Origin of the sequence: Arthrobacter sp. 8AJ (assembly GCF_902506025.1) — a bacterium.
Taxonomy (GTDB): domain Bacteria; phylum Actinomycetota; class Actinomycetes; order Actinomycetales; family Micrococcaceae; genus Arthrobacter.
Genome location: NZ_LR733289.1, coordinates 531,436 through 557,307, shown reverse-complemented (window position 1 = coordinate 557,307; position 25,872 = coordinate 531,436). Strand labels below are relative to the sequence as shown.

General features: G+C 67.0%; 24 protein-coding genes, 1 tRNA gene and 1 riboswitch. Of the genes, 12 read left to right on the top strand and 13 right to left on the bottom strand.

Features of this window, described 5'->3' with window-relative positions; translation table 11 throughout:
- Nucleotides 1–71 precede the first annotated feature (71 nt).
- From BACI349Y_RS02525 to BACI349Y_RS02515, 3 genes are read right to left on the bottom strand one after another with little or no spacing between them, the layout of a single operon-like run.
- Complete coding sequence (locus BACI349Y_RS02525; RefSeq protein ID WP_159630170.1) at nt 72–872, bottom strand: energy-coupling factor transporter transmembrane component T family protein; 801 nt, start codon at nt 870–872, stop codon at nt 72–74.
- The gene (locus tag BACI349Y_RS02520; protein ID WP_159630168.1) at nt 869–2,416 is read right to left on the bottom strand and encodes an ABC transporter ATP-binding protein; all 1,548 of its coding nucleotides are present in this window, start codon (nt 2,414–2,416) and stop codon (nt 869–871) included. Before BACI349Y_RS02520 ends, BACI349Y_RS02525 begins: the two co-directional genes overlap by 4 nt.
- Nucleotides 2,416–3,039, bottom strand: a complete 624-nt coding sequence (locus tag BACI349Y_RS02515; protein ID WP_018769981.1) for an ECF transporter S component — start codon at nt 3,037–3,039, stop codon at nt 2,416–2,418. The genes BACI349Y_RS02520 and BACI349Y_RS02515 overlap by 1 nt, the downstream gene beginning before the upstream one ends.
- A 67-nt stretch (nt 3,040–3,106) precedes the next feature.
- Nucleotides 3,107–3,247, bottom strand: a riboswitch (TPP riboswitch).
- Between the two features lie 85 nt (nt 3,248–3,332).
- On the opposite strand from BACI349Y_RS02515, the gene BACI349Y_RS02510 reads away from it, so the two are divergent.
- From BACI349Y_RS02510 to BACI349Y_RS02495, 4 genes are all read left to right on the top strand, one after another.
- Complete coding sequence (locus BACI349Y_RS02510; protein ID WP_159630166.1) at nt 3,333–3,875, top strand: heme-degrading domain-containing protein; 543 nt, start codon at nt 3,333–3,335, stop codon at nt 3,873–3,875.
- Nucleotides 3,876–4,064: 189 nt separating this feature from the next.
- A complete protein-coding gene (locus BACI349Y_RS02505) occupies nt 4,065–5,120 on the top strand; it encodes an iron-containing redox enzyme family protein (RefSeq protein ID WP_159630164.1) in 1,056 nt (351 codons plus the stop codon).
- Nucleotides 5,121–5,184: 64 nt separating this feature from the next.
- Nucleotides 5,185–5,445: a CDGSH iron-sulfur domain-containing protein gene (locus BACI349Y_RS02500; RefSeq protein WP_236560695.1), complete on the top strand. Its 261-nt coding sequence runs from the start codon at nt 5,185–5,187 to the stop codon at nt 5,443–5,445.
- Between the two features lie 97 nt (nt 5,446–5,542).
- Complete coding sequence (locus BACI349Y_RS02495; RefSeq protein WP_159630162.1) at nt 5,543–5,806, top strand: DUF4235 domain-containing protein; 264 nt, start codon at nt 5,543–5,545, stop codon at nt 5,804–5,806.
- Nucleotides 5,807–5,822: 16 nt separating this feature from the next.
- Here the strand turns inward: BACI349Y_RS02495 and mnhG are convergent, their stop codons facing one another.
- From mnhG to BACI349Y_RS02465, 6 genes are read right to left on the bottom strand one after another with little or no spacing between them, the layout of a single operon-like run.
- Nucleotides 5,823–6,233, bottom strand: coding sequence for a monovalent cation/H(+) antiporter subunit G (gene mnhG / locus BACI349Y_RS02490; RefSeq protein ID WP_159630160.1), 411 nt, complete (start codon nt 6,231–6,233; stop codon nt 5,823–5,825).
- On the bottom strand, nt 6,223–6,501 hold the full coding sequence (locus BACI349Y_RS02485) for a monovalent cation/H+ antiporter complex subunit F (RefSeq protein WP_159630158.1): 279 nt from the start codon (nt 6,499–6,501) through the stop codon (nt 6,223–6,225). Before BACI349Y_RS02485 ends, mnhG begins: the two co-directional genes overlap by 11 nt.
- Nucleotides 6,498–7,043: a Na+/H+ antiporter subunit E gene (locus BACI349Y_RS02480; RefSeq protein ID WP_159630156.1), complete on the bottom strand. Its 546-nt coding sequence runs from the start codon at nt 7,041–7,043 to the stop codon at nt 6,498–6,500. Before BACI349Y_RS02480 ends, BACI349Y_RS02485 begins: the two co-directional genes overlap by 4 nt.
- Entirely contained in the window at nt 7,040–8,647 is a 1,608-nt protein-coding gene (locus BACI349Y_RS02475; RefSeq protein WP_159630154.1) for a Na+/H+ antiporter subunit D, read from the bottom strand. The genes BACI349Y_RS02480 and BACI349Y_RS02475 overlap by 4 nt, the downstream gene beginning before the upstream one ends.
- Nucleotides 8,644–9,249, bottom strand: a complete 606-nt coding sequence (locus BACI349Y_RS02470; RefSeq protein ID WP_159630152.1) for a Na(+)/H(+) antiporter subunit C — start codon at nt 9,247–9,249, stop codon at nt 8,644–8,646. The genes BACI349Y_RS02475 and BACI349Y_RS02470 overlap by 4 nt, the downstream gene beginning before the upstream one ends.
- Nucleotides 9,246–12,362, bottom strand: coding sequence for a Na+/H+ antiporter subunit A (locus BACI349Y_RS02465; RefSeq protein WP_159630150.1), 3,117 nt, complete (start codon nt 12,360–12,362; stop codon nt 9,246–9,248). Before BACI349Y_RS02465 ends, BACI349Y_RS02470 begins: the two co-directional genes overlap by 4 nt.
- A 195-nt stretch (nt 12,363–12,557) precedes the next feature.
- Between BACI349Y_RS02465 and BACI349Y_RS02460 the strand changes: the two genes are divergently transcribed.
- From BACI349Y_RS02460 to BACI349Y_RS02450, 3 genes are all read left to right on the top strand, one after another.
- Nucleotides 12,558–13,961, top strand: coding sequence for an MFS transporter (locus BACI349Y_RS02460; RefSeq protein WP_159630148.1), 1,404 nt, complete (start codon nt 12,558–12,560; stop codon nt 13,959–13,961).
- A 62-nt stretch (nt 13,962–14,023) separates the two neighbouring features.
- Nucleotides 14,024–14,506, top strand: a complete 483-nt coding sequence (locus BACI349Y_RS02455; RefSeq protein WP_159630146.1) for a cation:proton antiporter regulatory subunit — start codon at nt 14,024–14,026, stop codon at nt 14,504–14,506.
- A gap of 5 nt (nt 14,507–14,511) precedes the next feature.
- Nucleotides 14,512–15,693, top strand: a complete 1,182-nt coding sequence (locus BACI349Y_RS02450; protein ID WP_159630144.1) for a cation:proton antiporter — start codon at nt 14,512–14,514, stop codon at nt 15,691–15,693.
- A gap of 46 nt (nt 15,694–15,739) precedes the next feature.
- Here the strand turns inward: BACI349Y_RS02450 and dcd are convergent, their stop codons facing one another.
- Nucleotides 15,740–16,315, bottom strand: a complete 576-nt coding sequence (dcd, locus tag BACI349Y_RS02445) for a dCTP deaminase (protein ID WP_159630142.1) — start codon at nt 16,313–16,315, stop codon at nt 15,740–15,742.
- Between the two features lie 283 nt (nt 16,316–16,598).
- On the opposite strand from dcd, the gene BACI349Y_RS02440 reads away from it, so the two are divergent.
- The gene (locus BACI349Y_RS02440; RefSeq protein ID WP_442858421.1) at nt 16,599–18,167 is read left to right on the top strand and encodes a CAP domain-containing protein; all 1,569 of its coding nucleotides are present in this window, start codon (nt 16,599–16,601) and stop codon (nt 18,165–18,167) included.
- A gap of 12 nt (nt 18,168–18,179) precedes the next feature.
- Here the strand turns inward: BACI349Y_RS02440 and BACI349Y_RS02435 are convergent, their stop codons facing one another.
- Nucleotides 18,180–18,641 (bottom strand): SRPBCC family protein, encoded by a 462-nt coding sequence (locus BACI349Y_RS02435; RefSeq protein WP_159635075.1) that lies wholly within the window; start codon nt 18,639–18,641, stop codon nt 18,180–18,182.
- Between the two features lie 239 nt (nt 18,642–18,880).
- Here BACI349Y_RS02435 and BACI349Y_RS02430 point away from each other — a divergent pair.
- Both BACI349Y_RS02430 and BACI349Y_RS02425 read left to right on the top strand, forming a co-directional pair.
- Nucleotides 18,881–18,954: transfer RNA gene (locus BACI349Y_RS02430), tRNA-Gly, on the top strand.
- Nucleotides 18,955–19,046: 92 nt separating this feature from the next.
- Nucleotides 19,047–19,187: a hypothetical protein gene (locus BACI349Y_RS02425; protein WP_201302376.1), complete on the top strand. Its 141-nt coding sequence runs from the start codon at nt 19,047–19,049 to the stop codon at nt 19,185–19,187.
- Nucleotides 19,188–19,286: 99 nt separating this feature from the next.
- Here the strand turns inward: BACI349Y_RS02425 and BACI349Y_RS02420 are convergent, their stop codons facing one another.
- Nucleotides 19,287–20,666 (bottom strand): MFS transporter, encoded by a 1,380-nt coding sequence (locus tag BACI349Y_RS02420; protein WP_159630140.1) that lies wholly within the window; start codon nt 20,664–20,666, stop codon nt 19,287–19,289.
- Between the two features lie 141 nt (nt 20,667–20,807).
- On the opposite strand from BACI349Y_RS02420, the gene BACI349Y_RS02415 reads away from it, so the two are divergent.
- Nucleotides 20,808–21,662 carry a LysR substrate-binding domain-containing protein gene (locus BACI349Y_RS02415; RefSeq protein WP_159630138.1) on the top strand — a complete coding sequence of 285 codons (855 nt, stop codon included), beginning with the start codon at nt 20,808–20,810 and terminating at the stop codon, nt 21,660–21,662.
- Nucleotides 21,663–21,830: 168 nt separating this feature from the next.
- Nucleotides 21,831–22,145, top strand: a complete 315-nt coding sequence (locus BACI349Y_RS02410) for a hypothetical protein (RefSeq protein WP_159630136.1) — start codon at nt 21,831–21,833, stop codon at nt 22,143–22,145.
- 76 nt (nt 22,146–22,221) lie between these two features.
- Here BACI349Y_RS02410 and BACI349Y_RS02405 read toward each other — a convergent pair whose 3' ends face one another.
- The gene (locus BACI349Y_RS02405) at nt 22,222–25,728 is read right to left on the bottom strand and encodes a bifunctional proline dehydrogenase/L-glutamate gamma-semialdehyde dehydrogenase (protein ID WP_159630134.1); all 3,507 of its coding nucleotides are present in this window, start codon (nt 25,726–25,728) and stop codon (nt 22,222–22,224) included.
- Nucleotides 25,729–25,872 lie beyond the last annotated feature (144 nt).

Sequence of the window (25,872 nt, the reverse complement as noted above, 5' to 3'; positions counted from 1 at the left end):
GAAGGGGGCTCCAGGATGGCGGTACCCATTCGGTGCGATAGGGAGCCCTGCCTGTCCCCCGGGCGGGTGGCTTAACTCCCCAGCCACACCATATTCCAGGTACCGGCCGTAACAGCTGCGAAAAGGGCGAGTCCGGCCACCAGGACGCCGCCTGCCACCACCCAGAGGTCCAGCGGGCTGAAGGTGGACACCCGGGCCCAGGTCCGCCGGCCGCCGCCGAAACCCCTCGCCTCCATGGTGACGGCGAGCCTCGATGCACGGCGGATGGCCTGGACCAGGAGCCCGAAACTTTGCCCGAGTGTCGCCTTCACCCGCTGCCCCAGGCTGCCCCGCGCACCTACGCCGCGGGCACGCCGCGCCATCCCGATGGTCTGCCACTCCTCGGCCATGAGCCCCACCAAACGCATCGCAGCCAGGGTTCCCAGGACGAACCGGTGCGGCAGGCGTGCCTTCTGCGCGAGCGCGTCGGCGAGGTCGGTGGGATCGGTGCAGCTCATCAGGAGCACCGCCGGGAGGGCGATCGCAAAACCGCGCAGCAGGAATCCTATGCCGAGCTGGAGGGAACCCTCGCTCATGGTCCAGATGCCGGCGTCGAGCAGGATCCTGCCGCTGTCCGGCGCCAGGATGGAGGTGCTCCAGCCTCCCACGGCAGCGGCGAGGATCAGCGGCCAGCCGCGCTGCCACAGCAGGGACAAGGTGAGGCCTGCCAGGGGAAACAGCAGAAGTTCGAACACCAGGGCCACGGACGCGGACACCCAGTCGATGGACAGCGCCAGGACGGCCGTGATGAGCAGGACGGCCGCGAACTTGCTCAAGGGGTTGGCGCGGGCCAGGAGGGCGTGGTTGCCGCTCAAGGTGAGTTGCTGCCTCATGGCGCCACCGCTTCCGCCACGGCCATCCGCAGTTCCGCCCCGCCCAGCGCCTCCGTGAATTCGGCATCATGGGTCACGGCTACCACCGCGGTGCCGGCATCAAGGAGCTCGGACAGGAACGATGCCAGCTCGGCCCAGGTATTGGCATCCTGGCCGAACGTGGGCTCGTCCAGGATCAGCACCTGGGGGCTGGCGGCAAGGACGGTGGCCACGGACAACCGCCGCTTCTCACCGCCGGAGAGCGTATAGGGGTTGGCGTCCACCAGCTGGGTAAGGCGCAGCCGCTCCAGCAGTTCCTCAACGCGGTCCTCGCCGTGCCCCAGGTGCCGGGGGCCGAAGAGCAGCTCGTCAAGGACCTTTCCGGTGACGAACTGGTGCTCCGGCTCCTGGAACACCGTGCCCACCCGCGAAATCAGCTGCTCGGCCTTCCACTTGTACGGATCGACGCCGGCACCGCGGCTGAGGTCCAGCGTCGCGGACACTTTTCCGGACACCGGCTCAAGCAGCCCTGCGAGGGTCAGCGCGAACGTGGACTTGCCGGCACCGTTGGCGCCGGTGATGGCAAGGGCCTGCCCGGCACGGACCTGCGCGGCCACGCCTTCCTGGACCGGGACCGGCGGGATCTTCCGGAAGCCTTTGCGGCGGGGGCGTTCGCGGGAGACGCCCAGCTGCTCTGCGGCCAGCAGGAGGCTGCCTGCACCGGGAGCCGGGAGGGCGGCGCGGGCGCGTGTGGCCGGCACATACCCGGGCACCCAGACGCCGGCAGCGGCCAGCATGGTCCGCGCCTCCGTAAGGACGCGGTCCGGCGGCCCGTCCAGGAGCACTGCAGGATCCGCGGCGGAGCCGGGCTGCAGGACCACGATCCGGTCCACGAGGTCCTTCCAGACGGACACCCGGTGCTCCACCACCACCAGCGTCGCCCCGGTTTTGTCCAGGGAGCGGGCCACGGCGTCGCGGACCTCCAGCACGCCGTCCGGGTCCAGGTTGGCGGTGGGCTCGTCCAGCAGGATCAGTCCGGGACGCATTGCCAGGATGCCCGCCAGCGCCAGGCGCTGCTTTTGGCCGCCGGAGAGGGCCGACGTCGGGTGGTCCAGCGGGAGGTGGGCGAGCCCGACGTCGGCAAGTGCCTCGTGAACGCGCGGCCAGATGGCGTCGCGGGGCACCGCAAGGTTTTCGGCGCCGAAGGCGACGTCGTCCCCCACCCGCGACAGGACCACCTGGGTCTCCGGGTCCTGCTGCATGAGGCCGGCGCGGCCGCGCCGTGCCCGTGGCGGGGCTCCGTCCACCAGCAGCGAACCGGACTCGTCGGCGTCGCCTGCCTCGCCGTCGTCGTTGATGTCGCCCAGGACGCCGGCAAGGGCGTGCAGCAGCGTGGACTTCCCGGCGCCGGAAGGCCCCAGCAGGAGCACCCGCTCCCCGGGGGCGATGTCCAGGTCAAGGCCGTGGACGGCGGGCTTGGCCCGTCCGGCGTGCCGCCATCCCCAGCCGCGGGCGGCGATGGCGGCAGGCCGGACCGTGCCGGAGGCATCCTGGGAGGGTGCCATCAGGAGAAGACGGGCTCCGTGGCAGCCTTGCGGGACGCGAAGGAGCTCAGCACGCCGGTGCGGGCCAGGCCGCGGGTGGCAAGCCAGGACAAAGCGCCCGCCAGGATGGCCCCGGAAAGGGTGGTCAGCACGATGTAGGCGAGCTTGTCCGCGCCGGAGTAGGCAATGTTCCAGCCCCACGGGGCAAACGAGTCATTCAGGCCGCAGAAGAACCCTGCCGCGGCGCCGGCCAGCAGCGATACAGGCAGGTTGAACTTGCGGTAGACGAAGATCGCGAAAATGATTTCCGCGCCCAGGCCCTGGATGAAACCCGAAAACAGGACCGAGGCGCCGTACTGGGAACCCATCAGCAGTTCGCCGGTGGCGGCTACGGTCTCGCAGAACAGGGCAGCCCCGGGCTTGCGGATGATGAGCATGCCCAGCACCCCGGGAATCATCCAGCCGCCGGCGAGCAGTCCGGTCAGGGGCGGGTAGGCGGCGTTCATGGGGGCGGACAGTGCGGCGGCCCCCTGGTCCCATGCCCAGAAAATGACGCCGCCCGCGATGGCCACCAGGGCGGCGACGACGATGTCCACGACGCGCCAGGACTTACTGGTGGTCTTCTTGATTGCTGCAGTACTCATGTGATCCTCCTGGGAAACAGGAGGGGAAAGTGGACCCGGCTGCGGGCCTGTGGCCGTGCATCCGCGACACTTTGAGAACTCGACTCCCTTGCGCCGGTACTAACCGGATCAGGTTCGAGGGTCTGCGGCTGTCCGCACTCTCAGCGCCCACCTGCGGTGCCCGGCCTGTGCCAGGATGCCCGACGGCGGCGCTCCCCTGTCGTTTTTAGTGTTGCTTTGTGGTTGGGTAACGCTGTTATTTCGCCCAGTTGGGCGTGGTCAAGTTTACACCTGGCAGGAGTAGATTGAGGGCCATGACCGCCAATCCACCGGATGTGACCGGGTTCGATCCTGATTCCAGCGACGCCCAGCCGGAGGGCTCACTGGAGGCTCAGATTGCCCGTATTGAGGCGGAGGTCCGGGAGCTCCAGTTCCCCGGCTTCTCGCTGGACGATGCGTTGAACCTTGGCCTCCTCCTCGTTGAGCTGGGCAAGGAGCGGTCATTGCCCATCGCCATAGACATCGCCAAGGGTGAGCAGGTGCTGTTCCATGTCGCACTTCCTGGCGCCACGCCTGACAACGGCCACTGGATCCGGGCCAAGCAGCGCACTGCCCTCCGGCACGAGGCGCCCTCCCTCCTGGTGGGACTGCGTGGCCGGCTGGGAGGCGGCCGGATCGAGGACAACGCCTGGTTCGACCAGTCCCGCTATGCGGCACACGGGGGCGCGTTTCCGATCCACGTCACGGGCGTTGGGGTGGTGGCTTCCGTGGCGGTGTCCGGACTGCCGCAGCTGCAGGACCACGAACTGGTGGTTGAGGCACTGCGCGACATCCTGGGGTCGGCGCTGGACGAGTAGCGCCGGCCAACCAGCCCTGGCTGACCAGGCGCAGCGGGACAAGCACCCGTACATGCCAGGCGGCACCAGGCCGCTTAGCTTTCATTAGTAATCATGCTTACTATGTTGTCCCCGGGGTACAACCACCACAGGGCATGGGAGCACCATCGGCGTCCCTTCCCGGAACCGGCGCGGCAACCAAGGAGCACCATGAGAATCCCGGACACCAGAGGCCCCATCAGCAGCGCCGTCTTTGCGGCCCTGTCCAAGGCCCCTGATGCAGCCACGTCCGAGCTGGACGGGCTGTACCGGCTGGTAGCGGGACAGGTGGCCGGAACCGGTGACATCATCGCCGACGAAGACATCCAGCTGTCCCTCTTTTGCCTCTACGAACTGCATTATTCAGGCCTGGACGGGGTCAGCGACGCCTGGGAGTGGGAACCGGCCCTGATCAGGGTCCGGCGCCTGATCGAGGAACCCTTCGAAGCCGCCCTTCGTGCCGCCGCACGCCAGGCCGCCGGTGACGCCGACCTGCCCGCCGGGATTGCCATGACCAGCGATGCCGTTGCCGACGTCCTTTTTGGCCTCGCCTCTATGGACACCGGTCCCAGCGTTTCCCGCTTTGTCGCACGGAAGGCAAGCCTGGAGCAGCTCAAAGAGTTCCTGATCCACAAGTCCGTGTACCAGTTGAAGGAAGCGGATCCGCACACCTGGGCCATTCCGCGGCTCACCGGCCGGGCGAAGGCTGCCCTCGTGGAAATCCAGGCGGACGAATACGGCGGCGGCAGGCCGGAACGGATGCACAGCGCGCTGTTTGCCCGGACCATGCGCGGGCTGGGCCTGGACGACAGGTACGGCGCCTACGTCGACACCATCCCGGCCGTCTCCCTCGCATCCGTGAACCTCATGTCGCTGTGCGGCCTGAACCGGCGGCTCCGCGGGGCCATCACCGGCCACCTGGCCATCTACGAAATGACCTCATCCCAGCCCAACCGTTTCTACGGCAACGGATTCCGCCGGCACGGTTTCGCCGCGGACGTCACCCACTACTTCGATGAGCATGTGGAGGCCGACGCCGTGCATGAACAGATTGCCGGGCGGGACCTCGCCGGCGGCCTGGTTGAAGCAGAGCCAAAGCTCCTTGCGGACGTCCTGTTCGGTGCCACCGCCGTCATGGCCATCGACCGCCGCGTCTCCGCCCACCTCCTGTCATCCTGGGAAGCCGGGGAAACGTCGCTCCGGGCGGCCGTGCCGGCGGCAGCGTGACAGGCTGGTCCCCCGTGGAGGCGCCGCCGAGGAAACCGGAAACAACAATGAATGTGGTGCAGGCATGAACCCAGAACAGCATGGAACACGGCCGGACGTGGAGCAGGAACCCGCCCCCGGCTCGATCGTGGTGTGCCCCGATGGTCCCCTCATTGTCAGGGGCGACTTCGAGATCGTTACCCCTTCCGGCGACGCCGTGCCCAGGGAACGGAGGACCGTCGCCCTGTGCCGGTGCGGGGCGTCCGCCATCAAGCCCTATTGCGACGGCACCCACAAGATGATCAAGTTCCGCACCGAACCCAAGGCCGGCCAGCCCCCGGCCTGACCACAGAGCCGCCCGCCGGCCACGCCCTGCCCGGACCAGCCCGGGTGTGAGGCTAGGCTGGGACCAGTCCGTTTTCCGCCCGCAAGGAGTACCAGCAATGAACCTTCTCATCAAACTGCTCGGGACCGCCGTGAGCCTCGGCGCAGGCCTGGCCGGCACCAAGCTGGTCAACACCATCTGGGAAAAGACCACGGGGCAGAAAGCACCCACCGGCAAGAACGAGGACGTCCCCACCAGCCTCCGGTCTGCTTTGACCTTCGCGCTGATCTCGGCGTCTGTCAGTGCCATCATCCAGGTCCTGGCCAACCGCGGCACCCAGCGCGCCATCACCCGTTTCGCCAAGACGCAAGACATCGTCTAGCTGCCCAAAGCGTCGCTTAGCGCTGCCGGCCGTCGTCGGAACTGTCCTCCAGGGCGGTCTCGGCGGCGGCTTTTTGCACCACGGCTTCCAGCTCGTCGGCTGTGAGCAGCTCCCGGTGCAGGTGCTTGGTGCGGTAGCCGGCCCGGCCCACCATGTGGGCGGACACGGGCACCGTGAGCAGCTGGAAGATCCATGCCACAGCCAGGACCGGCCAGACCCACCAGGTCCGCATCTGCAGCCCAATGGCGGCCAGCAGCAGGAACAGGCCCAGGACCTGGGGCTTGGTGGCGGCATGCATGCGGCTCAGCAGGTCGGGGAAGCGCAGCAGGCCAATCGCCGCGCCCAGGGACATGAGCGCGCCCACCACCATGAACACGGCCGAGACAGCGTCGATCCAGGCATCCGGCCCGGAAAAGTCAGGATTCATTGGGCTTCACCCTCCGGTCCGCCACGAACCGGGCCACCGTCACGGACCCGATGAACCCGATGATGGAGATGGCCACCACCAGCATCAGGTTGTTCAAGTGCCGGTTCACTGCCATATCGATGCACAGCGCCCCGCCCAGGATGGCGAGCAGGACGTCGGCGGCCAGGACCCGGTCCAGCAGCGACGGGCCGCGGGCGATCCGGAGGATGGCACCCGCCGCGGCCAGCGAGAAAATGACGGCCGTGACGGCCAGGACAACGTTCATCATGCGGTGGCCTCCATTCGCACTTCTTCGAGTTCCTCGCGGCTGCCCATGATGCGGATCAGGCCGGCTTCGATGGAACGGACTTCGTTCCGCAGGCCCTCCACGTCCTGTCTTGAGGTGATGTTGAGGGCGTGCAGGTAGAGGGTGGACGTGGAACGGTCCACCTCCACCACCAGCGAGCCCGGGATCAGGGAGATCACATGGCCGGTGGCGGTGACGATCAGGTCCTGGTGGCTCCTCAGCTTCACCGCGACGACGGCGTTGGTCACCTTGGGTCCGCGGGCCGTTGCCAGGTACAGCACCTGGGCGCTGGCCACCACCACCTTGCCCACGAAGGCCAGCGCGAAGGGCACGGCGTAGAGGATATTGAAGCGGCCGCTGAGCTCCACCGGCGGAAGGTAGAAGAGCCGGGCCACGCCCACGGCCAGAAGGGCACCGAACAACAGGTTTCCGGGGCTGAAATCCTGCCACAGGGCGCCCCAGACGATCACCAGCCAGACCAGCAGGGGCAGTTCCTGGCGCAGCGAAATGCGTTTGCGGCTCATCGCCCTCCTCCCCCGGCGGTTGTGCCCGGGACGGAAGTACCGTCGCCCAGCACCGCCTCGATGTACGGCGTCCGGTCAAGCATGTCCCGGGCGGCCCGGTCCGAGAGAGCGAACAGCGGTCCGGCAAAGACGGTCAGGGCAATGCCGAGCACCACCAGGCCCGCTGTCGAACCCACCATGGTGCGCGGCAGGAGCGTCACGGTGTTGTTGACCTTGGCGCCTGGACCGGAGAGCCTCGCCACGGGAGGGGCCAGGAGCACCGGGTCCGGATGTTCGGCATCGGTGGGGCGGCGCCAGAACGCGCGGTTCCAAACCCTGGCGATGGCCAGCAGCGTCAGGAGGCTGGTCACCACACCGCCGATCACCAGCGCATAGGCCAGTGGTGTGCCCAGCTGGACACCGGCCTGCAGCAGCCCTACCTTGCCCAGGAACCCGGAGAACGGCGGGATGCCGGCCAGGTTCATTCCGGGAATGAAGAACAGCAGGGCCAGCATGGGCGAGAGCTTTGCGAGGCCGCCCAGCCGGTCCACGGACGAGCTGCCGCCGCGGCGCTCGATCAGGCCGGTCACCATGAAAAGGCTGGTTTGGATGGTGATGTGGTGCGCCACGTAGAAGACCGCCGCTGCCAGTCCCACTGCGGAGGACATGGCCAGCCCGAACACCATGTAGCCGATGTGGCTGACCAGGGTGAACGAGAGGAGCCTCTTGATGTCGCTTTGGGCCAGCGCACCCAGGATGCCCACCACCATCGTCAGCAGCGCCACCACCATCAGGGGCGTGTTCAACGTGTCGCCGGGGAACAGCAGCGTCTCGGTCCGGACCATCGCGTAGACGCCCACCTTGGTCAGCAGGCCGGCGAACACGGCGGTGACCGGCGCGGGCGCCGTGGGGTAGGAGTCGGGGAGCCAGAAGGAGAGGGGGAAAACGGCGGCCTTGATGCCGAAGGCCACCAGGAGCATCACATGCAGCAGGGTTTTGGTGCCCTGGTCCAGTTCGCCCAGCTTGATGGCCAGGTCAGCCATGTTCACCGTTCCCGTGGCTCCGTAGACCATGGCGATGGCAATCAGGAACAGCACCGAGGACACCACGGACACCACCACGTAGGTGACGCCGGCGCGGATGCGCGGCCCGGTGCCGCCCAGGGTCATCAGCACGTAGCTTGCGGTCAGCAGGATCTCGAAGCCGACGTAGAGGTTGAACAGGTCGCCGGACAGGAAAGCGTTGGACACCCCGGCCACCAGGATCAGGTACGTGGGGTGGAAGATCGAGACCGGTGCGTCGTGGTCGCCGTCGGCCATGCCCTGCCCTGTGGCGTAGACCAGCACGGCCAGGCTCACGGCGGAGGACACCACCAGCATCAGGGAGGAGAACTGGTCCACCACCATGACGATGCCAAACGGAGGGATCCAGCCTCCGATGGTCACCGCGGCGGTGCCGTCATTCCACGCGGAGGCCAGCAGGAGGCATTCGAGCGCCAGGGTCAGCGACAGCAGGGCGATGCTCACCGCGCGCTGGGCCCTGGAGTGCCGGATCAGCAGGAAGGTCAGGGCGGCGCCCAGGATGGGAAGTACGACGGCGAGCGGGGCAAAGCTTGCGATGTTCACTTTCCGCCTCCTTCCGGGCTGGGGTCAACGTTGAGTGAGCCGGGCTTTTCCTCCGCGGCAGCGTGTTCTGCGGGCATCTCCCGGCCGCCGGCCACCAGCGTGGCCACCGGCTGGTCCGTTTCCTGGCCGGCATCCGCTCCGGACGGTCCGTGGTCTGACACAGTCCGGCCGTCGGAACCGAGCATGGTGAGCGGGAATTCGGACGTTTCCGCGGGCACCTCGGCGTCGTCCTCCGCATCGAAGCTGGGGGTCTCCGCCACCCTGAGGTCCTCCACGTCATCCTGGATGTCGTCCTGGCGGGCCAGCACCCACGTGCGGTAGATGATGCCCAGCATGAATGCCGTGACGGCGAAGGAAATCACGATCGACGTCAGGATCAGGGCCTGCGGCAGTGGATCGTTGTAGTCCTGGGCAGGTATGTCCTTGGAGAACAGCGGCGCCAGGCCTGCGTATCCCCCGGTGGCCAGGATCAGGAGGTTGGTGGCGTTGGCCAGCAGCATCAGCCCCAGCAGCACCCGCGTCAGGCTGCGTTCCAGGATCAGGTAGATGCCGCAGGCGTACAGCGCTCCCATGACAATCAGCAGGGTCAGGTTGACGCTCATGCGTGGCCCTTTGCGGTGGTTTCGGCAGGAACCCCGTCCGGTTCCTGGTCCAGGCGGCCGGATCCTTGCTCTTCCCCGGCCCGGTCCGGCTCCCGGCCCTGGCCGTGGTCCGGTTCCTGGTGCGGCTCCTGGTCCTGTTCCTGGTCCTCGCTCTCGCTCCCGGGCGCGGACTGGTCCTCCAGATGTTCATCGATCTCGGCTCCGAGGCTGCGCAGCACGTCAAGCACCAGGCCCACCACCACGATGTAGACGCCGATATCGAAGATGGTGGAGGTGACGAACTTGATGTCCCCGAAAACGGGCAGCCACACCTGGATGATGGCGGACTGGAAGACCTGGCCGCCCAGCAGCAGGGGCATCACTCCGGAGGCGGCCGCCAGGGCCAGGCCAATGCCCAGCAGCGCGCCGGCACTCAGGGGCGCCGCCTCCCGCAGCTCGAACCGGCCACCCGCCAGGTAGCGGATGGTCAGGGCCAGTCCCGCGGTGAGGCCGCCGGCGAATCCTCCGCCGGGCAGGTTGTGGCCGGCCAACAACAGGTACAGCGAGAAGATGATCATGGAGTGGAAGATCAGCCGGGTGACCACCTCGAAGATGATGGAGCGGCGTTCCGGAGCCAGGGTCCGCCCTGCCACAATCCAAACGTCCCGGGTGGAGGCGGCAAACTTCCGGCTGATGGCCAGCGCCGCAGCGTCGCGGGAGCCGGGGTCGACACCGGGGTGGCGTCCCACCGTGCCCGCTGCAACGGTGGCGGATGCCTGCAGCCTGTCGCCCCGGCCGCGGACGAAGATCAGGCTTGCCACGCCGGTGGCGGCCAGCGCCAGGACGCTGATCTCGCCGAAGGTGTCCCAAGCGCGGATGTCCACCAGGGTCACGTTGACCACGTTCAGGCCCCCGCCGCCTTCATAGGCGAGCTGCGGAAACTGCAGGGACACGGGGATGGCGGTCCGGGCGCCCATGGCGAAAATCGCGGCGAACACCATGGTCACGCCGAAGCCCAGCCCGATGATCACCCGCAGGACCCGGTATTTCCCGCCGGTGCGGTCCCGCAGTTCGGGCGGCAGCCTGCGCATGGCCAGGACAAAGGCCACCAGGATGATGGTTTCCACCAGCATCTGGGTCAGGGCCAGATCCGGGGCACCCTGCAGGGCGAACACCAGCGCGATGCCGTACCCCGTGACGGACACCATGAGCACGGCAAGGAAACGTTTGTTGGCCTTGACGGCAGCCAGGGCGCCGATGACGATGCCCACCCCGGCCACCAGCTGCAGCGGCGAGTTGGGGTCCACGAGGTAGATGTCCTGCGGCAGGGCGTTGCCGCCAAGCAGGATCGCGGCCAGCGGCAGGACGAACGCCACGCTCAGGATGACCGCGAGGTAGAAGTACAGTGAACCGCGCTGGGTCCGGCCGGTGATCCAGACGGCCGCGTCGTCCAGCGCGCCGATGGTCAGTTGGTAGGCGCGGTCGGCGTCCACCCAGGCCGGGACCAGGGACTGGGCCCGGGCCACTGCGCTGCGGCCAAAGTACATGGCCAGGCCCAGTGCGAAGGTGACGGCCGTCAGCCCCAGTGCTGGTGTGACGCCGTGCCACAGCGCAAGGTGGCCCGCCTGCGCTGCCGCGGTGCCGGCGTCGGGCGCTTTGGAAGCGAACAGCGCGGCGTACGGCTGGATCCAGGCGTCCACCGGCACCGGCCAAAGCCCGTAGGCGATCGTCAGGAGGCTGAGGACCGCGGGGGCGGCCAGGAAGGAGGGCCTGATGGCCTTGAACGGGGTGGGGTCCACGCCGGGCTTGACGGCGAACGCGCCCCACATGAAGCGGGCGCTGTAGGCGAAAGTGAGGATCGAGCCCACCACTATTCCCACCAGCACCACCATGCCCCACGGCCCGGCGTGCGGGTCCGTGGCGTGGTGCACGAATGCTTCCAGCACCGATTCCTTGGCCACAAAGCCGGCCAGCAGCGGAACGCCCGCCATGGACGCAGCCCCGATGCCGGCCACGATGCCGAGGGCCCGGGAGGAGCGGAAGACGCCGGACAGTTTACGGACGTCGCGGGTCCCGGACTGGTGGTCGATGATGCCCACCACCAGGAACAGCGTGGCCTTGAACAGGCCGTGCGCCAGCAGCATGGCCAGGCCCGCCAGGGCGGCGTCGGGCGTTCCCAGGCCCACCACCATGGTGAGGAAGCCCAGCTGGCTGACGGTGCCGTAGGCCAGAATCAGCTTAATGTCGGTCTGCCGCAGCGCCCGGTAGCCGCCCACCAGCATGGTGGCCAGGCCCAGCCCCAGGACCACGGGCTGCCAGAACGCCGTCTCCGAGAATCCCGGGGCAAGCCGCGCCACCAGGTAGATGCCCGCCTTCACCATCGCCGCGGCGTGCAGGTAGGCGCTCACGGGGGTGGGGGCCGCCATCGCGCCCGGCAGCCAGAAGTGGAACGGAACCAGTGCGGATTTGGTGATGGCACCCACCAGGATGAGGACGACGGCGGCGCTCACCATGGTGCCGGCCGTCCCGCCGGCCAGCGCCGGGGCCTGCTCCAGGATGGCGGAGATGCTGTAGGTTCCGGCGGCATTGCCCAGCATGATCAGGCCCACCAGCATGGCAAGGCCGCCGGCGGTGGTGACCATCAGCGCCTGCAGTGCGGAGCGGCGGGCCGCAAGCCGGGTCCGGGCAAAGCCGATCAGCAGGTAGGACAGGATGGTGGTCAGTTCCCAGAAGATGAACAGCAGCAGGAGGTCGTCCGCGGTGACCAGGCCGAACATGGCACCGGCGAACGCCAGCAGCTGGGCACCAAAGGCGCCCAGGTCCTGGTCCTTCCGCTTGAAGTAGCGCGCGCAGTAGACCAGCACCAGGGACCCGACGCCGAGCACCAGCAGGGACATCACCCAGGCCAGCGCGTCCATGCGGAACGACAGCGAAAGGTGGAGGCTGGGGATCCATTCGAGGACCTCAGTGACGGCACCGGGTCCGGAGTAGACGGGGTTGTGCTGGAACATCAGCCAGCCAAAGGAAACCGCCGGGACGGCAGCCAACGCGTAGAAGGCGTTGCGGCCCCAGACCCTGAAGAGGAAGGGCGCGAGGACAGCCACCGAAAAGTGCACGGCAAGGACTGTGATCACTGTATTCTCCGCAACGTCAGGGATTCGATTGTCAAAAGTTGGAGCAGGCGGCAAAAAGTAAGGTTCGGGAGGGTTCAGTTTACCAAGGCCGGTCCGGTAACCTTGGCGGTTTTAACTGCACCCAAAGCCGGAATCCCCGGCGACAAGGGGCCGCGCTCCCGTGGGTGTTCGCCACGGGCGGATACGATGCATCCTATGAACAGCGCCAGCGCTCCAGGGGCGATGCAGCCCGCCTCGGATCTTGTTGCCGGAACCGGGTCCTCCACCAAAGGGCAGGTCCTGGCCTGGGCCTCCTGGGACTGGGGCTCGGCGGCCTTCAACGCCGTCATGACCACCTTCGTCTTCACCGTCTACCTGACGTCCAACGCCTTCGGTGGCGAGGACAGTGCCTCCGCAGTGCTGGGCGGCGCATTGGCGGTTGCCGGGTTCGCCATCGCGCTGCTGGCACCGGTCACCGGCCAGCGCTCGGACGCAGGGGGCCGGCGCAAGCTGTGGCTGGGAGTCAACTCGGCCGTCGTCGCCGTCCTTACTGCCCTGTGCTTCTTCGTGTTCCCGCACCCGGAATTCCTGCTCCTCGGCGTATCCCTGATCGCGCTGGGCAATGTCTTCTTCGAATTCGCCGGCGTCAACTACAACGCCATGCTCGCGCAGGTGTCCACCCCAAGGAACATCGGAAAGGTCAGCGGTTTCGGCTGGGGCGCCGGCTACCTGGGCGGCATCGTGGCACTCCTGATCGTCCTGCAGCTGTTCGTCCAGCCTGCTTTCGCATGGTTCGGCGCCTCCACGCAGGACAGCCTCAACATCAGGCTGGTGGCGGCTTTCTCCGCCCTGTGGTTCTTCGTCTTCGCGCTCCCCGTCCTGTTTGCCGTCCCTGAACTGCCCCGCTCCGGGCAGGCGGCGCGCCTGGGGTTCCTGGCCAGCTATGGGCTGCTGTTCCGGCGTATCAAGGCCATCTACGCCACCAGCCCGCATACCATCTACTTCCTCCTGGCCAGCGCCGTGTTCCGGGACGGCCTCGCCGCCGTCTTCACTTTCGGCGGCATCATCGCTGCCGGCACCTTCGGCTTCGCCCTCTCCCAGGTCATCTTCTTCGCCATCTTCGGGAACGTCGTGGCAGCCATCGGCGCGGTGATCGGCGGGTTCCTGGACGACAAGGTGGGACCCAAGACCGTCATCACCGGCTCCCTGGTGGGCCTCCTGGTTGCCGGGAGCGCAATCCTGGTCCTGGGAAACGGCAACTATTCCGTCTTCGGCATGGAGTGGGCGGGCAGCACCACGTTCTGGGTCTTCGGGCTCTTCCTCTGCCTGTTCGTCGGTCCCGCCCAGTCCTCCTCCCGCGCCTACCTGGCACGGCTGGCACCGCATGGCGAATCCGGTGAGCTGTTCGGCCTCTACGCCACCACCGGACGGGCCGTCAGCTTCCTGGCGCCCGCTCTCTTCACCCTCTGCATCACCGTGGCCACCCCGCTGGTGCCCGCCGGGCAGGCACAGCGGTGGGGCATCCTGGGCATCATGGTGGTCCTGCTCGCCGGACTCCTGGTCCTGCTGCCGGTAAAGGCGCCGGAACGGGCACCCATCGCCGTGGTCCCCGCCAGCTGAACCACCGTCCGGCCCTGTTCCGGACCCCGGCAGGATGTTGCCAGGCAGACTAGGCTGGAGTCATGAACGTGGATGAAACGAACCTCCCCGGGCTGGGCCGCCGGAAGGATTTCATGACCGCCTCCGGACGCCGCATCGGCGTGGTGGAACTCCGGGAAGGCCAGACGGAACTCATCGTTTCCACCTGGGACGACCCCGATACCTGCCAGGCTTCGATTCCGCTCACCAGCGATGAAGCAGCCACCCTCGGCAACCTCCTGGGCGGCATGCACCTGGCCATGAAGCTCGCCGAGGAGCACAAGGACGTCCCGGGCATCGTCACCCGGCAGTTCTCCATTGCAGCGGACTCCCCGTTCCAGAACCAGCCCATGGGCAAGGCGTCCATCCGCACCCGGTGCGGCGTGTCGATCGTGGCCATCATGCGCGAGGGTGAGGTGCTGCCTTCGCCCGGACCCGACGTCGTCCTCCACCCCGGCGACCTGCTGGTGGCAGTGGGCACCCAGGAAGGCCTCGACTCAGCGGCCGACATCCTGCGCCACGGCTAGTTCCCATGGACCCGTTGGCCCAGACCCTCGTTGAACTGGGGGCCGTTGTGTTCTGCCTCGGCCTCCTGGCCAGGCTGGCCGGACGGATCGGCATGTCCCCTATACCCTTTTACCTGCTGGGCGGGCTGGCGTTTGGTGCCGGCGGCATCATCAAGCTTGAAGGCATGCACGAGTTCGCACATCTCTCCGGGGAGATCGGCGTCATCCTCCTGCTGCTTATGCTCGGGCTGGAATATACGGCCGCAGAGCTCTTCACCGGCCTGCGCCGCTCCTGGCAGGCCGGCGTCCTCGACCTCGTCCTGAACTTCCTGCCCGGCGCCGCGCTTGCCCTGCTCCTGGGGTGGGGTGGCGTGGGGGCCATGGTCATGGGCGGCGTCACCTATATTTCCTCATCGGGCATCGCCGCCAAGGTCATCACGGACCTCGGCCGGCTGGGCAACCGGGAAACCCCCGTGGTGCTGTCCATCCTGGTCTTCGAGGACCTGGCCATGGCCGTGTACCTGCCCATCCTCACGGCCACGCTGGCGGGCGTGAGTTTCCTCGGCGGCCTCACCACGGTGGGGATCGCCCTGGCCGTGGTCAGCGTGGTCCTCATGGTGGCCCTGCGGCACGGGCACCATGTCTCCAAGGCAGTGCACAGCGAGAACTCCGAGGTCTTCCTGCTGAATGTCCTCGGGGCAGCCCTGCTGGTGGCGGGCGCAGCGTCCGCCATGCAGGTTTCCGCCGCGGTGGGTGCCTTCATGCTGGGGATTGCCATCTCGGGTTCCACCGCCCACAACGCCACCCGCATCCTCGAACCGCTCCGGGACCTGTTCGCCGCCATCTTTTTTGTGGCGTTCGGGCTCAACACGGACCCCTCATCCATCCCGCCGGTCCTGGGGTGGGCCCTGGTCCTGGCTGTCGCCACCGCGGCAACCAAGATGCTGACCGGGATCTGGGCGGCCAAGCAGGCCGGGATTGCCCGGCCCGGGCGCTTCCGCGCCGGAGCTGCCCTGGTGGCCCGCGGCGAATTTTCCATCGTGATTGCGGGGCTGGCTGTCGCGTCGGGAGCGGTCCCGCATCAGCTCGCTGCCCTCGCCACCGCCTACGTGCTGCTGATGGCGGTGTTGGGGCCGCTGGCCGCACGCTACGTGGAACCGCTGGCCAAGCCGTTCATCCGGAGGCCGGCGGTCGCACCACAGCTCTAGCGTTCCTGCGGCCGGGCTGGTGGCCGGCGGCCGGCCACAGGTGCTGCTAGATACTGGTGCGGTGGAAATTCAGGTGGCTGCGGCTGGCGGTGGGACCGCGCTGGCCCTGGTACCGGTTGCCGTACTCCCCCTGGCCGTACGGGAACTCCGCGGCCGAGCTCAGCCGGAAGAAGCAGAGCTGGCCGATCTTCATGCCCGGCCACAGCTTGATGGGCAGGGTGGCCATGTTGGACAGTTCGAGGGTGACGTGGCCGGAAAAACCGGGGTCGATGAAGCCTGCGGTGGAGTGCGTCAGCAGGCCAAGCCGGCCCAGGGATGACTTGCCTTCCAGCCGGGCCGCAATGTCATCGGGCAGGGTCACGGTCTCGTAGGTCGACCCCAGGACGAACTCACCCGGGTGCAGGATAAAGGCCTCGTCCTGCTCCACTTCCACCAGCCGGGTCAGCTCGGGCTGCTCCTGCGCGGGATCGATGTGCGCGTACTTGTGGTTGTCGAACAACCGGAAGAACTTGTCGATCCGGACATCCACGGACGACGGCTGGACCATCGCCGGATCGAACGGTTCCAGCACGATCCGCTGGGAATCAATTTCGGCACGAATGTCGCGGTCAGAGATCAGCACCGTCCCAAATTACCGTATCGGTTATCCACACCAGCACTTTCCCGTTGTTGCTGTGGCCTCGTGGGGCTAATGTTGCGAATGAAAGCCGCCGGAATGGTCTCCCGGATGGCATAACAGAGCTGGGGATGTTGTGAATAAATTAGTGGCACCGTCTTTTCTTGGCGTGCTCTGTGCGTTGGCGCTGGTCTCGTCGTCCGCGTCCGCACCTCCTGCGCCCGTGCCCCTTCACCAGGCGGGAGCAGCGAGCATCTCACTGGCAGCGCCCCTGGTGCGCGGCGCCGGCATGACCAGTAAGGACGACGGCTCCGCCGGCAGCCTCACCCCTGCCGTCGACCCGGATATCCGGGCTGCCTCGCCCGTGCCGGAGGCCACCCCTGCACTCGCCTCCACGCCCACACCCGCGGCAGCTCCTTCCACAGTGACTGTCCAACCCGCAACGGAAACGGCGCCACCACCGGCCCCGGCTTCACCATCCCCTGAAGCCGCACCCCAGACCGTTTCCATCCCGCCGCTCTGGGCACCGGACCAGGAACTGGCATCGCCGTCCACCCCACCCGCGGCGGCCGACCCTGCCGCCACACGTACGTCCACACAAGCCCTGGTCCCGGACAGCAACTCCTCCGCCATCCTTACCCTCTTCACCAAGATCAACGAGTACCGCGTGGCCAACGGCCTGAACAAGGTGAAGTACCACCCCACCGTGGCCGGGTTGTCGCAGGAATGGTCGGACAACATTGCCACCCGTGAGGTGATCGAGCACCGGGCCAGTTTCTGGACTGACCCCCGCGCAATGAGCCCCAACAACGGCGCCGGTGAGATCATCGCCATCCGCACCGACCGGGACGCAGCCCAGCTCGTGGAATGGTGGAAGGGATCACCCGGCCACAACGCCATGCTCCTGGACCCGCGCTTCAACGTGATGGGCGCGGGGGTCTCCTACACCAACTCCACCTACCAGATCTGGGGTGTGGTGAACTTCTTCGGCTACACCACACTGCCGGCGGGCACCCTCGATTCACCCGGCGGTGCCTCATCGGGAGGATCGCTCCCGGCACCGCCGCCAAGCCTGTGCGACGCACCCGTCAAGCACATGCCGCCCACCCTCAACCTCGCCGCTGCGGCAATCACCGGTCCGGCCGACCTCGTGTCCGTCGACTCCGCGGGACAGCTGCTGGACCGCGCCTCCACCGGGCCCCGCACCTACGCCGCGGCCAGGGTAATCGGCGCAGGCTTCAGCGGAGCCAAGGAAGTCTTCGTCACCGACTGGGACCGCGATGGCACTTTCGACGTCCTGACCCAGTGGGCCAGTGGCAACCTGACCCTGCACCGGGGCATCGCCAGCGGCGGGTTCCAGGCGCCCATCACCCTCGGCGTGGGCGGTTGGGACACCTTGACCCTGGCGGTGGGAGGCTGGTGCGTCCACAACCGGATGCCGCAGATCCTGGCCTTGGACGGTGCCGGAAACCTGTACCTATACGGCAACAAGGGCACCGGTGATATTGCTGAGCGCGTCACGGTTGCCACGGGTGTCTACGCATCCAGGCTGTCCATGGTGGACTACGACGGTGACGGCTTCCAGGACATCCTGGGGCTGAGGGCCGACGGCACCGTGCAGCTCTACCGCGGACTGGGCAGCACCGCGCTCCGCGCAGAAACGCGGGCCACCGTCGCCACCGGCTGGACGGACGTCACGGGAATCCGGGCGCTGCTGAACGCCACCGGGCTGAACTCCAGGGGTGTTGCGATCCGCCGGGCCAACGACACCGTGCAGTACTGGGACCTGGGCTCCGGAAGCCTCGCGTCGCCGTCGACCATCGCCGGACCATGGACCGGGCAGCGGCTGGCGCAGTGATCCGGAACTGATTCAGAGGGCCGGCTGGAGCTCCAGCACGTTTTTCAGCCGGTCCAGCTGGGCCACGTCGGAACTGACCCGGCGCTGGAGCATCCCGTTAAAGAAGGTCCACCTGCTGAGGAATCCAAACCGTCCCTCGCGTTTGGCTTCCACGGCAAACCGGACCCTGGTGCCGGCGTCTTCGCTGCTGAGGTAATAGCCGCCCCAGCGGGTGGCAGGGCCGGACACCACATGGAACTGGATTTCGGCTCCGGGCCGCACATTGGTGATCTCCAGCTCCGCGGGGATGCTCAGTCCGGAGCGTCCGGCGACCATCTTCCGGTACACGGCGCCCTTGGCTTCTGCCGGCCCTTGCACGAGCTTCACGCTGCGGACGTCGCTGCGCCAGGCGGGAAGATTGGTGGCATCAAGGAGGTACTGGTACACGGCCATGGCGTCGCGTTCTATGAGGACCTCGTGCTCTGCGATTGCCATGAAGAAATTCCTGTGGTTGACGTCGGCTGCCGCAATAGCTGCCTCCCCCAAAGCGGCCGCTACCCGGATCAGGTTAGCCACCGCCCGGCACCCGGACCTAGCCGGCACCGCCGACGTTATTGAAGAGTTACTGGATGACGTCCACGGTTGCAGGACACGCAGCGGCCGCCGGCCCGGGTGGGCGGGGAGCCCGCCGATCTGCGCTAAGCTAAGTTCTGCCCCGCGCGAGCGGCGGCACTGCGGCTGTAGCTCAATGGTAGAGCGCTAGCTTCCCAAGCTTGATACGCGGGTTCGATTCCCGTCAGCCGCTCCAATTTCCCCGCCCGCTACGGGCGCTCCGAGGCATCCCCCAAGGTGTATGGTCTGCAGTAAGGAACCTTTTGCGGTTCCGCTACAGGAGCAATCATGGCTGATAAGTCCCCGCGTCAAACGGCATCAAAGAAGTCCGGAAAGTCCATCAAGGAAAAGCGCGCAGACAAGAGGGCCGCATCCGCCCCTGCCGGCTCCCTGGACGTCACGCCCACCAAAGCAGCGAAGAAGAAGTAAACCAGCACCAACCTGCTGGGCCAAAGCACAAGACCCCGTCATCGACACAGATGGCGGGGTCTTGTTTTGCGCCCGGGAGGAGCCCAGCGGGCACGCTTCCTAGGCTCCTGCCTGCCTGCTGACGATTCTCAACGGCAGGCGGTCCTTCATGTCCATCCTGACCGTCAGGCCACCTTTCCGTGCCAGGATGGCGGCCACGGTCAGGGCCGCCAGTGCCGGGACTCCCCCGGATACCAGGAGGGCCACATGCGGATCGGCGTGTTCGGCGATCCACCCCAGCATGGGCCCGCCCAGCGCCTGGCCGCCGATGAGCACCATGATGTACAGGCTCATCACACGGCCGCGGATCCCCATGTTGGAGCTGACCTGCACCAGCTGGTTGGACCCGGTGAGGAACATGAGGCACCAGAAGCCGGACAGCACTATGACCACCCCAAACCAGACCATGGAGGGGGCGAGGACGGCCAGGCAGAGCATCAGGCCATACATTCCGGCGCAGAACACCACTGACCGCAGCCGCAGTTGCCGGCGGCGGGTGGACGCCACGGCGCCGGACAACGCTCCCAGTGCCACCAGCGCGTTCAGGAGCCCGTAGCCGCCGGCGCCTACCTTGAATACGTGGTCCGCGAAGGCGGCCAGGAGCACCGGCAGGCTCATGGCAAAAACAGAGATGAAGCCGGCCATCAGCCACGGCCAATAGATGGTGGGCTTACTCAAGGCATAGCGGAGCCCTTCCCGGAGCATTCCCTTGGTCTTGGGGGTGGGAGCGTTGACGTACAGCTGGTCTTTCCGGAGGATCAGCAGCATCACCACCGTGGAGCAGCAGGCAACGGCGTTGGCCGCGAAAGCCCAGCCGGCACCGACGGCTGTCAGGAGCAGGCCGGCAATGGCGGGACCGATCAGGCCGCCCAACTGGAACGTCGTGGAGTTCACGCTGATGGCGTTCCGCAGGTACCGGGGACCAACAAGCTCATTGACGAACACCTGGCGTGCTGGCTGGTCAAGGACCGTCACCAGGCCCAGGACCAGGGCGATGGCGTAGACGTGCCACACCATGATGACGCCGGTGAGGGCAAGCGTGGCCAGCGTTGCAGCCAGGACCGCAGCCATGCTTTGGCACAGGATGAGGATCTTCCGCTTGGCGAACCTGTCGGCGATCATGCCGCCCCAGGGACCCAGCAGCAGGGACGGCAGGAACTGCAGGGCCACGGTCACGCCGACGGCCGTCACGGAACCGGAGAGCTGGAGTACCAGCCAGTCCTGCGCAATCCGCTGCATCCAGATGGCAATAACCGCGATGAAGTGGCCGGCCGCGAAGATCCGGAAGTTGGGCACCTTCAGCGAGATGAAGGTGTGCTTCCAGGGGAGCCGCTCCGCCACGACGGGCAGCGGCTGGGTCTGGTTGTCCGGCGGCGCTGAACCCGCCGCGTCGATGACTGGTTGGGAGACGGAAGCCGACGAAGGCGGAGGCGGTGCCACAGGAGTGTCCTCAAAATTGCGGGCGGTCTGGGATGTCCTTAACGCTAGGCTGGCCGAGGAGATTATGGAGGGGTATGGTCCCTATAACTCGTATTGCAAAACGCAATAAGCAACCCAGCCGGAAGGACACCGGGTTCCCTCATGTTCGAACCAGCACAGTTGCGCTCCTTCCTGGCGGTGGCGGACACCCTGAGCTTCACCAAGGCCGCTGAACGCCTGGGGCTGGCCCAGCCCACCATCAGCCAGCACATCCGCAAACTGGAGGCAGCCGCCAAGCGCACCCTGATCACCAGGGACACCCGCGACGTCAGGCTCACGGACAACGGCGATGCGATGGCCGGTTTCGCACGGAGCATCCTGTCCGCGCACGACGCGGCTGCCCGCTATTTCTCGGGGTCGGCCATGCGCGGACGGCTGCGGTTCGGCACCGCTGACGACCTCGCCATCACCGGGCTCCCCCGGATCCTGCGCGAGTTCCGGCAGATCTATCCGCAGATCAACCTCGAACTCACGGTGGGCCAAAGCGACCAGCTGTACCGAAAGCTCAACGCCGGCCAACTGGACCTGGTCTTCGTGAAATGGGTGGCAGGGGCCAAAGACGGCACCGTGGTCCAGCACGACTCCTTTTCCTGGGTGGGCCTGGAACAGACGGTGATGGAACCGGGAACCCCCGTGCCGCTGATCGCCTATCCGGCCCCCAGCCTCAGCCGAAAGTTGGCCATTGATGCGCTGGAGGCCAACGGCAGGACGTGGCGGATCACCTGCACCACCCGGCAGATCAGCGGTGTCCTGGCCGCGGTCAGGGCGGGCATCGGGGTGGCCGTCATGCCCACGTCGCTGGTGCCCGAAGACCTGAAAATCATCACCCGCCGCTTCGACCTTCCCGCCGTGGGGGACGTGGACTTCACCCTGATCCGCAATCCGCTGGCCAATACTGAAGTGATCGACGCCCTTACCCAGTCGATTGTCGGCAGGACCATTAACCGCCAAACTTAACTCTCCTGCGGCCCAATTTCCAGCATTTCGGCGAGTTAGGGGGGCCGTGTCCATTGATAGGGGAAGTGGCTTCCCCTATGCTGGTTTTCCAAGGTCAAGCAGCAGGCCAGTTCACCGAAACAAGCGCGTATCCGCATGCCGGAAACCACCGCTTGGGACAGGCAGCCAATGACGACAGCCAGGAACATCCACCCAGGTTCTGCGCACGCACGCCCGTACTCCAACGCACGGCCGTCCACCCGCCAGAACACCCTCGGAACCGGACACGCCTCCGTTGACTCCGGATACGTGGGGAAACCCACCTGCGACAAATGCCGTACGGACGAGTTCGTCTACCTCGAGTCGTACATTCCGCCCACCTACCGGCGTGACGGAACGGTGGCCACCCTTGGCGAGGTGGCCTACACCTGCACCCGCTGCGAGGATTTCTCCGCCCACAGCGTCCCGGCCACCTGGACGCCGCCGGGCTGGTACCTGGGCTAGCGAACATACAGGAAAGTCCGGCGGTTGGGCTTGTGAGAACAAACCCAACCGCCGGACTTTTTTGTGCCCGCAGGCGCTAGATCAGGGCATCCGACAGATGGTTCGGGGTGCCGAACCGGTGGGCGGTGATGCTGACGGCCTGCTCGTGCAGGAACGGCAGCAGCTCCACGCGGCCGGCCTCCGTGACGGGGTGGGCGTAGATGGCAAGGTCCGGCCTGCCGCCGGTGGCTTCGGCGAGCGCGGAGGCGTCGCCGCCGATCAGGCGGATGCGGGCGCCGGACAGCTTGCCCGCGGCGGCGAGGTGGCCGGCGGAAGCCAGCCAGCCGGCGTCGGACTCCAACGTCACGTCGACGTCCTGTGCGGTGAGCACGGAGCGCAGCTGGGCGGGAAGTTCGACGGCGGTGGACACCGTGAGTGCCGAACCGGCCAGCACACCGGCAGCCACAGTCCGGACCAGGTGCGCCAGCGGCGCACCTTCGGAAAGGCGGATGGTGACCGGCAGGCTGCGGTAGCGGAAGATGTTCCGCTCCGCGCCCAGCCCGGAGACGTCCTTGGCGGTGCCGAACTCGTCAGCCCATGCTTCGGCGTCGGATGCCAGGGCCCGCTGGACGGACTCAAGGCCTGCCGGTTCCAGGGCGGGGCCGGCTGCGTTGAGGATGCGGCGGATGGCCGCGTTGGCTACGGGAGCCGTGGCGGATGCCTCCGCGGGGAGCCAGTCGCCCAGGCCGGCCAGGTAGTTGGGGCCGCCGGCCTTGGTGCCGGCGCCGACCGCCGACTTCTTCCAGCCGCCGAACGGCTGGCGCTGGACGATGGCGCCGGTGATGCCGCGGTTGATGTAGAGGTTGCCGGCCTGGATGGTGTCCAGCCAGATGCCCAGTTCCTCGGAGTTGAGGGAGTGCAGGCCTGCCGTGAGGCCGTATTCGATCTGGTTCTGGATGGCGATGGCTTCTTCCAGGGTGTCGGCGGTCATCACGCCCAGGACCGGGCCGAAGAACTCAGTCAGGTGGAAGTAGGAGCCGCGCTTGACGCCGTAGCGCACGCCCGGGCTCCACAGCCGGCCGGTCTCGTCCAGCTTCGCGGGCTCGACGGCCCAGCTCTCGCCCTCGCCCAGAGTGGTGAGGGCGTTGAGGAGCTTGCCGTTGGCGGGTTCGATGATGGGACCCATCTGGCTGGTGGGATCCTGCGGGTAGCCCACCTTCAGGGAGGTGACGGCGTCGATCAGCTGGTTGTGGAACCGCTTGGACGTTGCCACGGAGCCTACCAGGATCACCAGCGAGGCAGCGGAGCACTTCTGGCCGGCGTGGCCGAACGCGGAGTAGGCCACGTCCTTGGCAGCGAGGTCCAGGTCGGCGCTGGGGGTGACGATGATGGCGTTCTTGCCGCTGGTTTCGGCCAGCAGCGGCAGGTCCTTGCGGAAGGACCGGAACAGCTCGGCGGTTTCGTAGCCGCCGGTGAGGATCACGCGGTCCACGGCAGGGTGGCTGATGAGCTGGGTGCCGAGTTCCCGCTCCCCCAGCTGGACCATGGTCAGGACACCCTTGGGCACGCCGGCCTCCCACAGGGCCTCGACCATGACGGCGCCGCTGCGGGCGGCCTGCTTGGCGGGCTTGATGACGACGGCGGAGCCGGCGGCGAGTGCCGCAAGCGTGGACCCTGCCGGGATGGCGACCGGGAAGTTCCAGGGCGGGGTGACAACGGTGAGCTTGGCTGGGACGAATGTGGCGCCGTCGACCGTGTCCAGCTTGCGGGCGGACTCGGCGTAGTAGTGGGCGAAGTCCACGGCCTCGCTGACCTCGGGGTCGCCCTGGTCGATGGTCTTGCCGGTCTCGTTGGCCATGACCTCGAGGAGGTCGGCGCGGCGGGCTTCCAGGATCTCCCCGGCGCGGTGCAGGATGTCTGCGCGCTCGTTGCCGGACAGCTGGCCCCAGGCCTTGCCCTTGTCCACGGCGTTGGCAATGGCCGAGTTGAGGGTGTCCTCGTCGTTGATGAAGGCAGCCTTCACCGATGCGTCGCCCAGCGTGGAGGAGGGGACGCGGCCAAGGATGGCCCGGCCCCAGGTGCGGTTGGCCGGCAGCGCGGGATCGGTGTCCGGGGTGTTCCGGAACCCGGTGTGCGGCATGGCCTCCGGGGGAAGGTTCCGGTCCTGCCGCCGGTTGGGCAGGGGAACGGTGTTGTCCAGTGCCTCCAGCGAGGAGAGGAAACGCTGCTTCTCGCGCTCGAACAGCCCTTCGTTTTCACTGAGCTCGAAGACCGCCGACATGAAGTTTTCCTGGCTGGCACCTTCTTCCAGGCGGCGGATCAGGTAGGCGATGGCGACGTCGAACTCGGACGGGTGCACCACCGGTGTGTAGAGCAGCAGGGAGCCGACGTCCTTCTTGACGGCCTCGGCCTGGCCCTGCGCCATGCCCAGCAGCATCTCGAATTCGATGCCGGATTCAACACCGCGCTGCTTGGCCAGGAGCCAGGCGAAGGCAATGTCGAACAGGTTGTGGCCTGCGACGCCGATGCGGATGTTCTTGATGCGTTCGGGGTGCAGCGCGTAGTTGATGACGCTCTTGTAGCTGGTGTCGGAATCCTGCTTTGAACCCCAGGTGGCCAGCGGCCAGTCGTGCAGCGAGGCTTCCACCTGCTCCATGGGCAGGTTGGCGCCCTTGACCACGCGGACCTTGATCCCGGCACCGCCGTTGGCGCGGCGTTCGGCAGCCCAGTCCTGCAGACGGATCATGGCGGACAGGGCGTCCGGGAGGTAGGCCTGGAGGACGATGCCAGCCTCAAGGTTCTTGAACTCGGGCTTGTCCAGGATCCGGGTGAACACGGCGATGGTCATGTCCAGGTCCTTGTATTCCTCCATGTCCAGGTTGATGAACTTGTTCTTCTGCCCGCTGGCGGAATAGGAAGCGGCACGCTGGAAGAGCGGCGTGAGCTTTTCGACGACGTGTTCCACGGCTTCATCGAAGGCCCAGGCGGAGTGCGGGGCCACGGTGGAGGAGACCTTGATGGAAACATAGTCGACGTCGGGGCGGGCCAGCAGCGTGTGCGTGCCTTCGAGGCGGCGGGAGGCCTCGTGCTCGCCGAGGACTGCCTCGCCCAGGAGGTTGACGTTGAGCTTAATGCCGTCCTTCTTGATCTTGGCGATGGCCGGGCCCAGCTTGGCGTCGGTGGCATCAACGATCAGGTGGCCCACCATTTCGCGCAGGACCTTGCGGGCCACGGGGATGACCACCTGCGGCAGGACGGGGGCCACGGTGCCGCCCAGTGCCACGGCGCTGCGCATGTACCAGGGCAGGAAGGCAGGAACCTTGGGGGCCAGTTTCGCGAGGTTGCGGGCGGCGACGTTGAGGTCCTCGGGACGGACCACGCCGTCCACGAAGCCCACCGTGAAGTCCAGGCCGTTGGGGTCCTTGAGGACGCCGGCCAACTGCTCCGCGGAGGCGTCCACCGGAACCTTGGCGGCCTCGGTGAGCCAGCGCCGGACCAGGGCGACCGCTTCATTGGCGAGGGCCTTGGCCTGGGGGACGTCGACGTCGACGGTCTGCGGGGTGGCCGCCTTGGCGACTGCCGGTTCCATTGCAACGTGGGTCATTGTTTTCCCGATCTTTCTGGTGTTCTGGGAGGTCTTTCCACCAGTATGAGCTTCAACTCACATAAGATAAAGCGATCTTTTCCAACCAGTACAGGTTAGGAAAACCAATGTTTTACCCCCCTCCCAACGCCCCATCACCTCCCG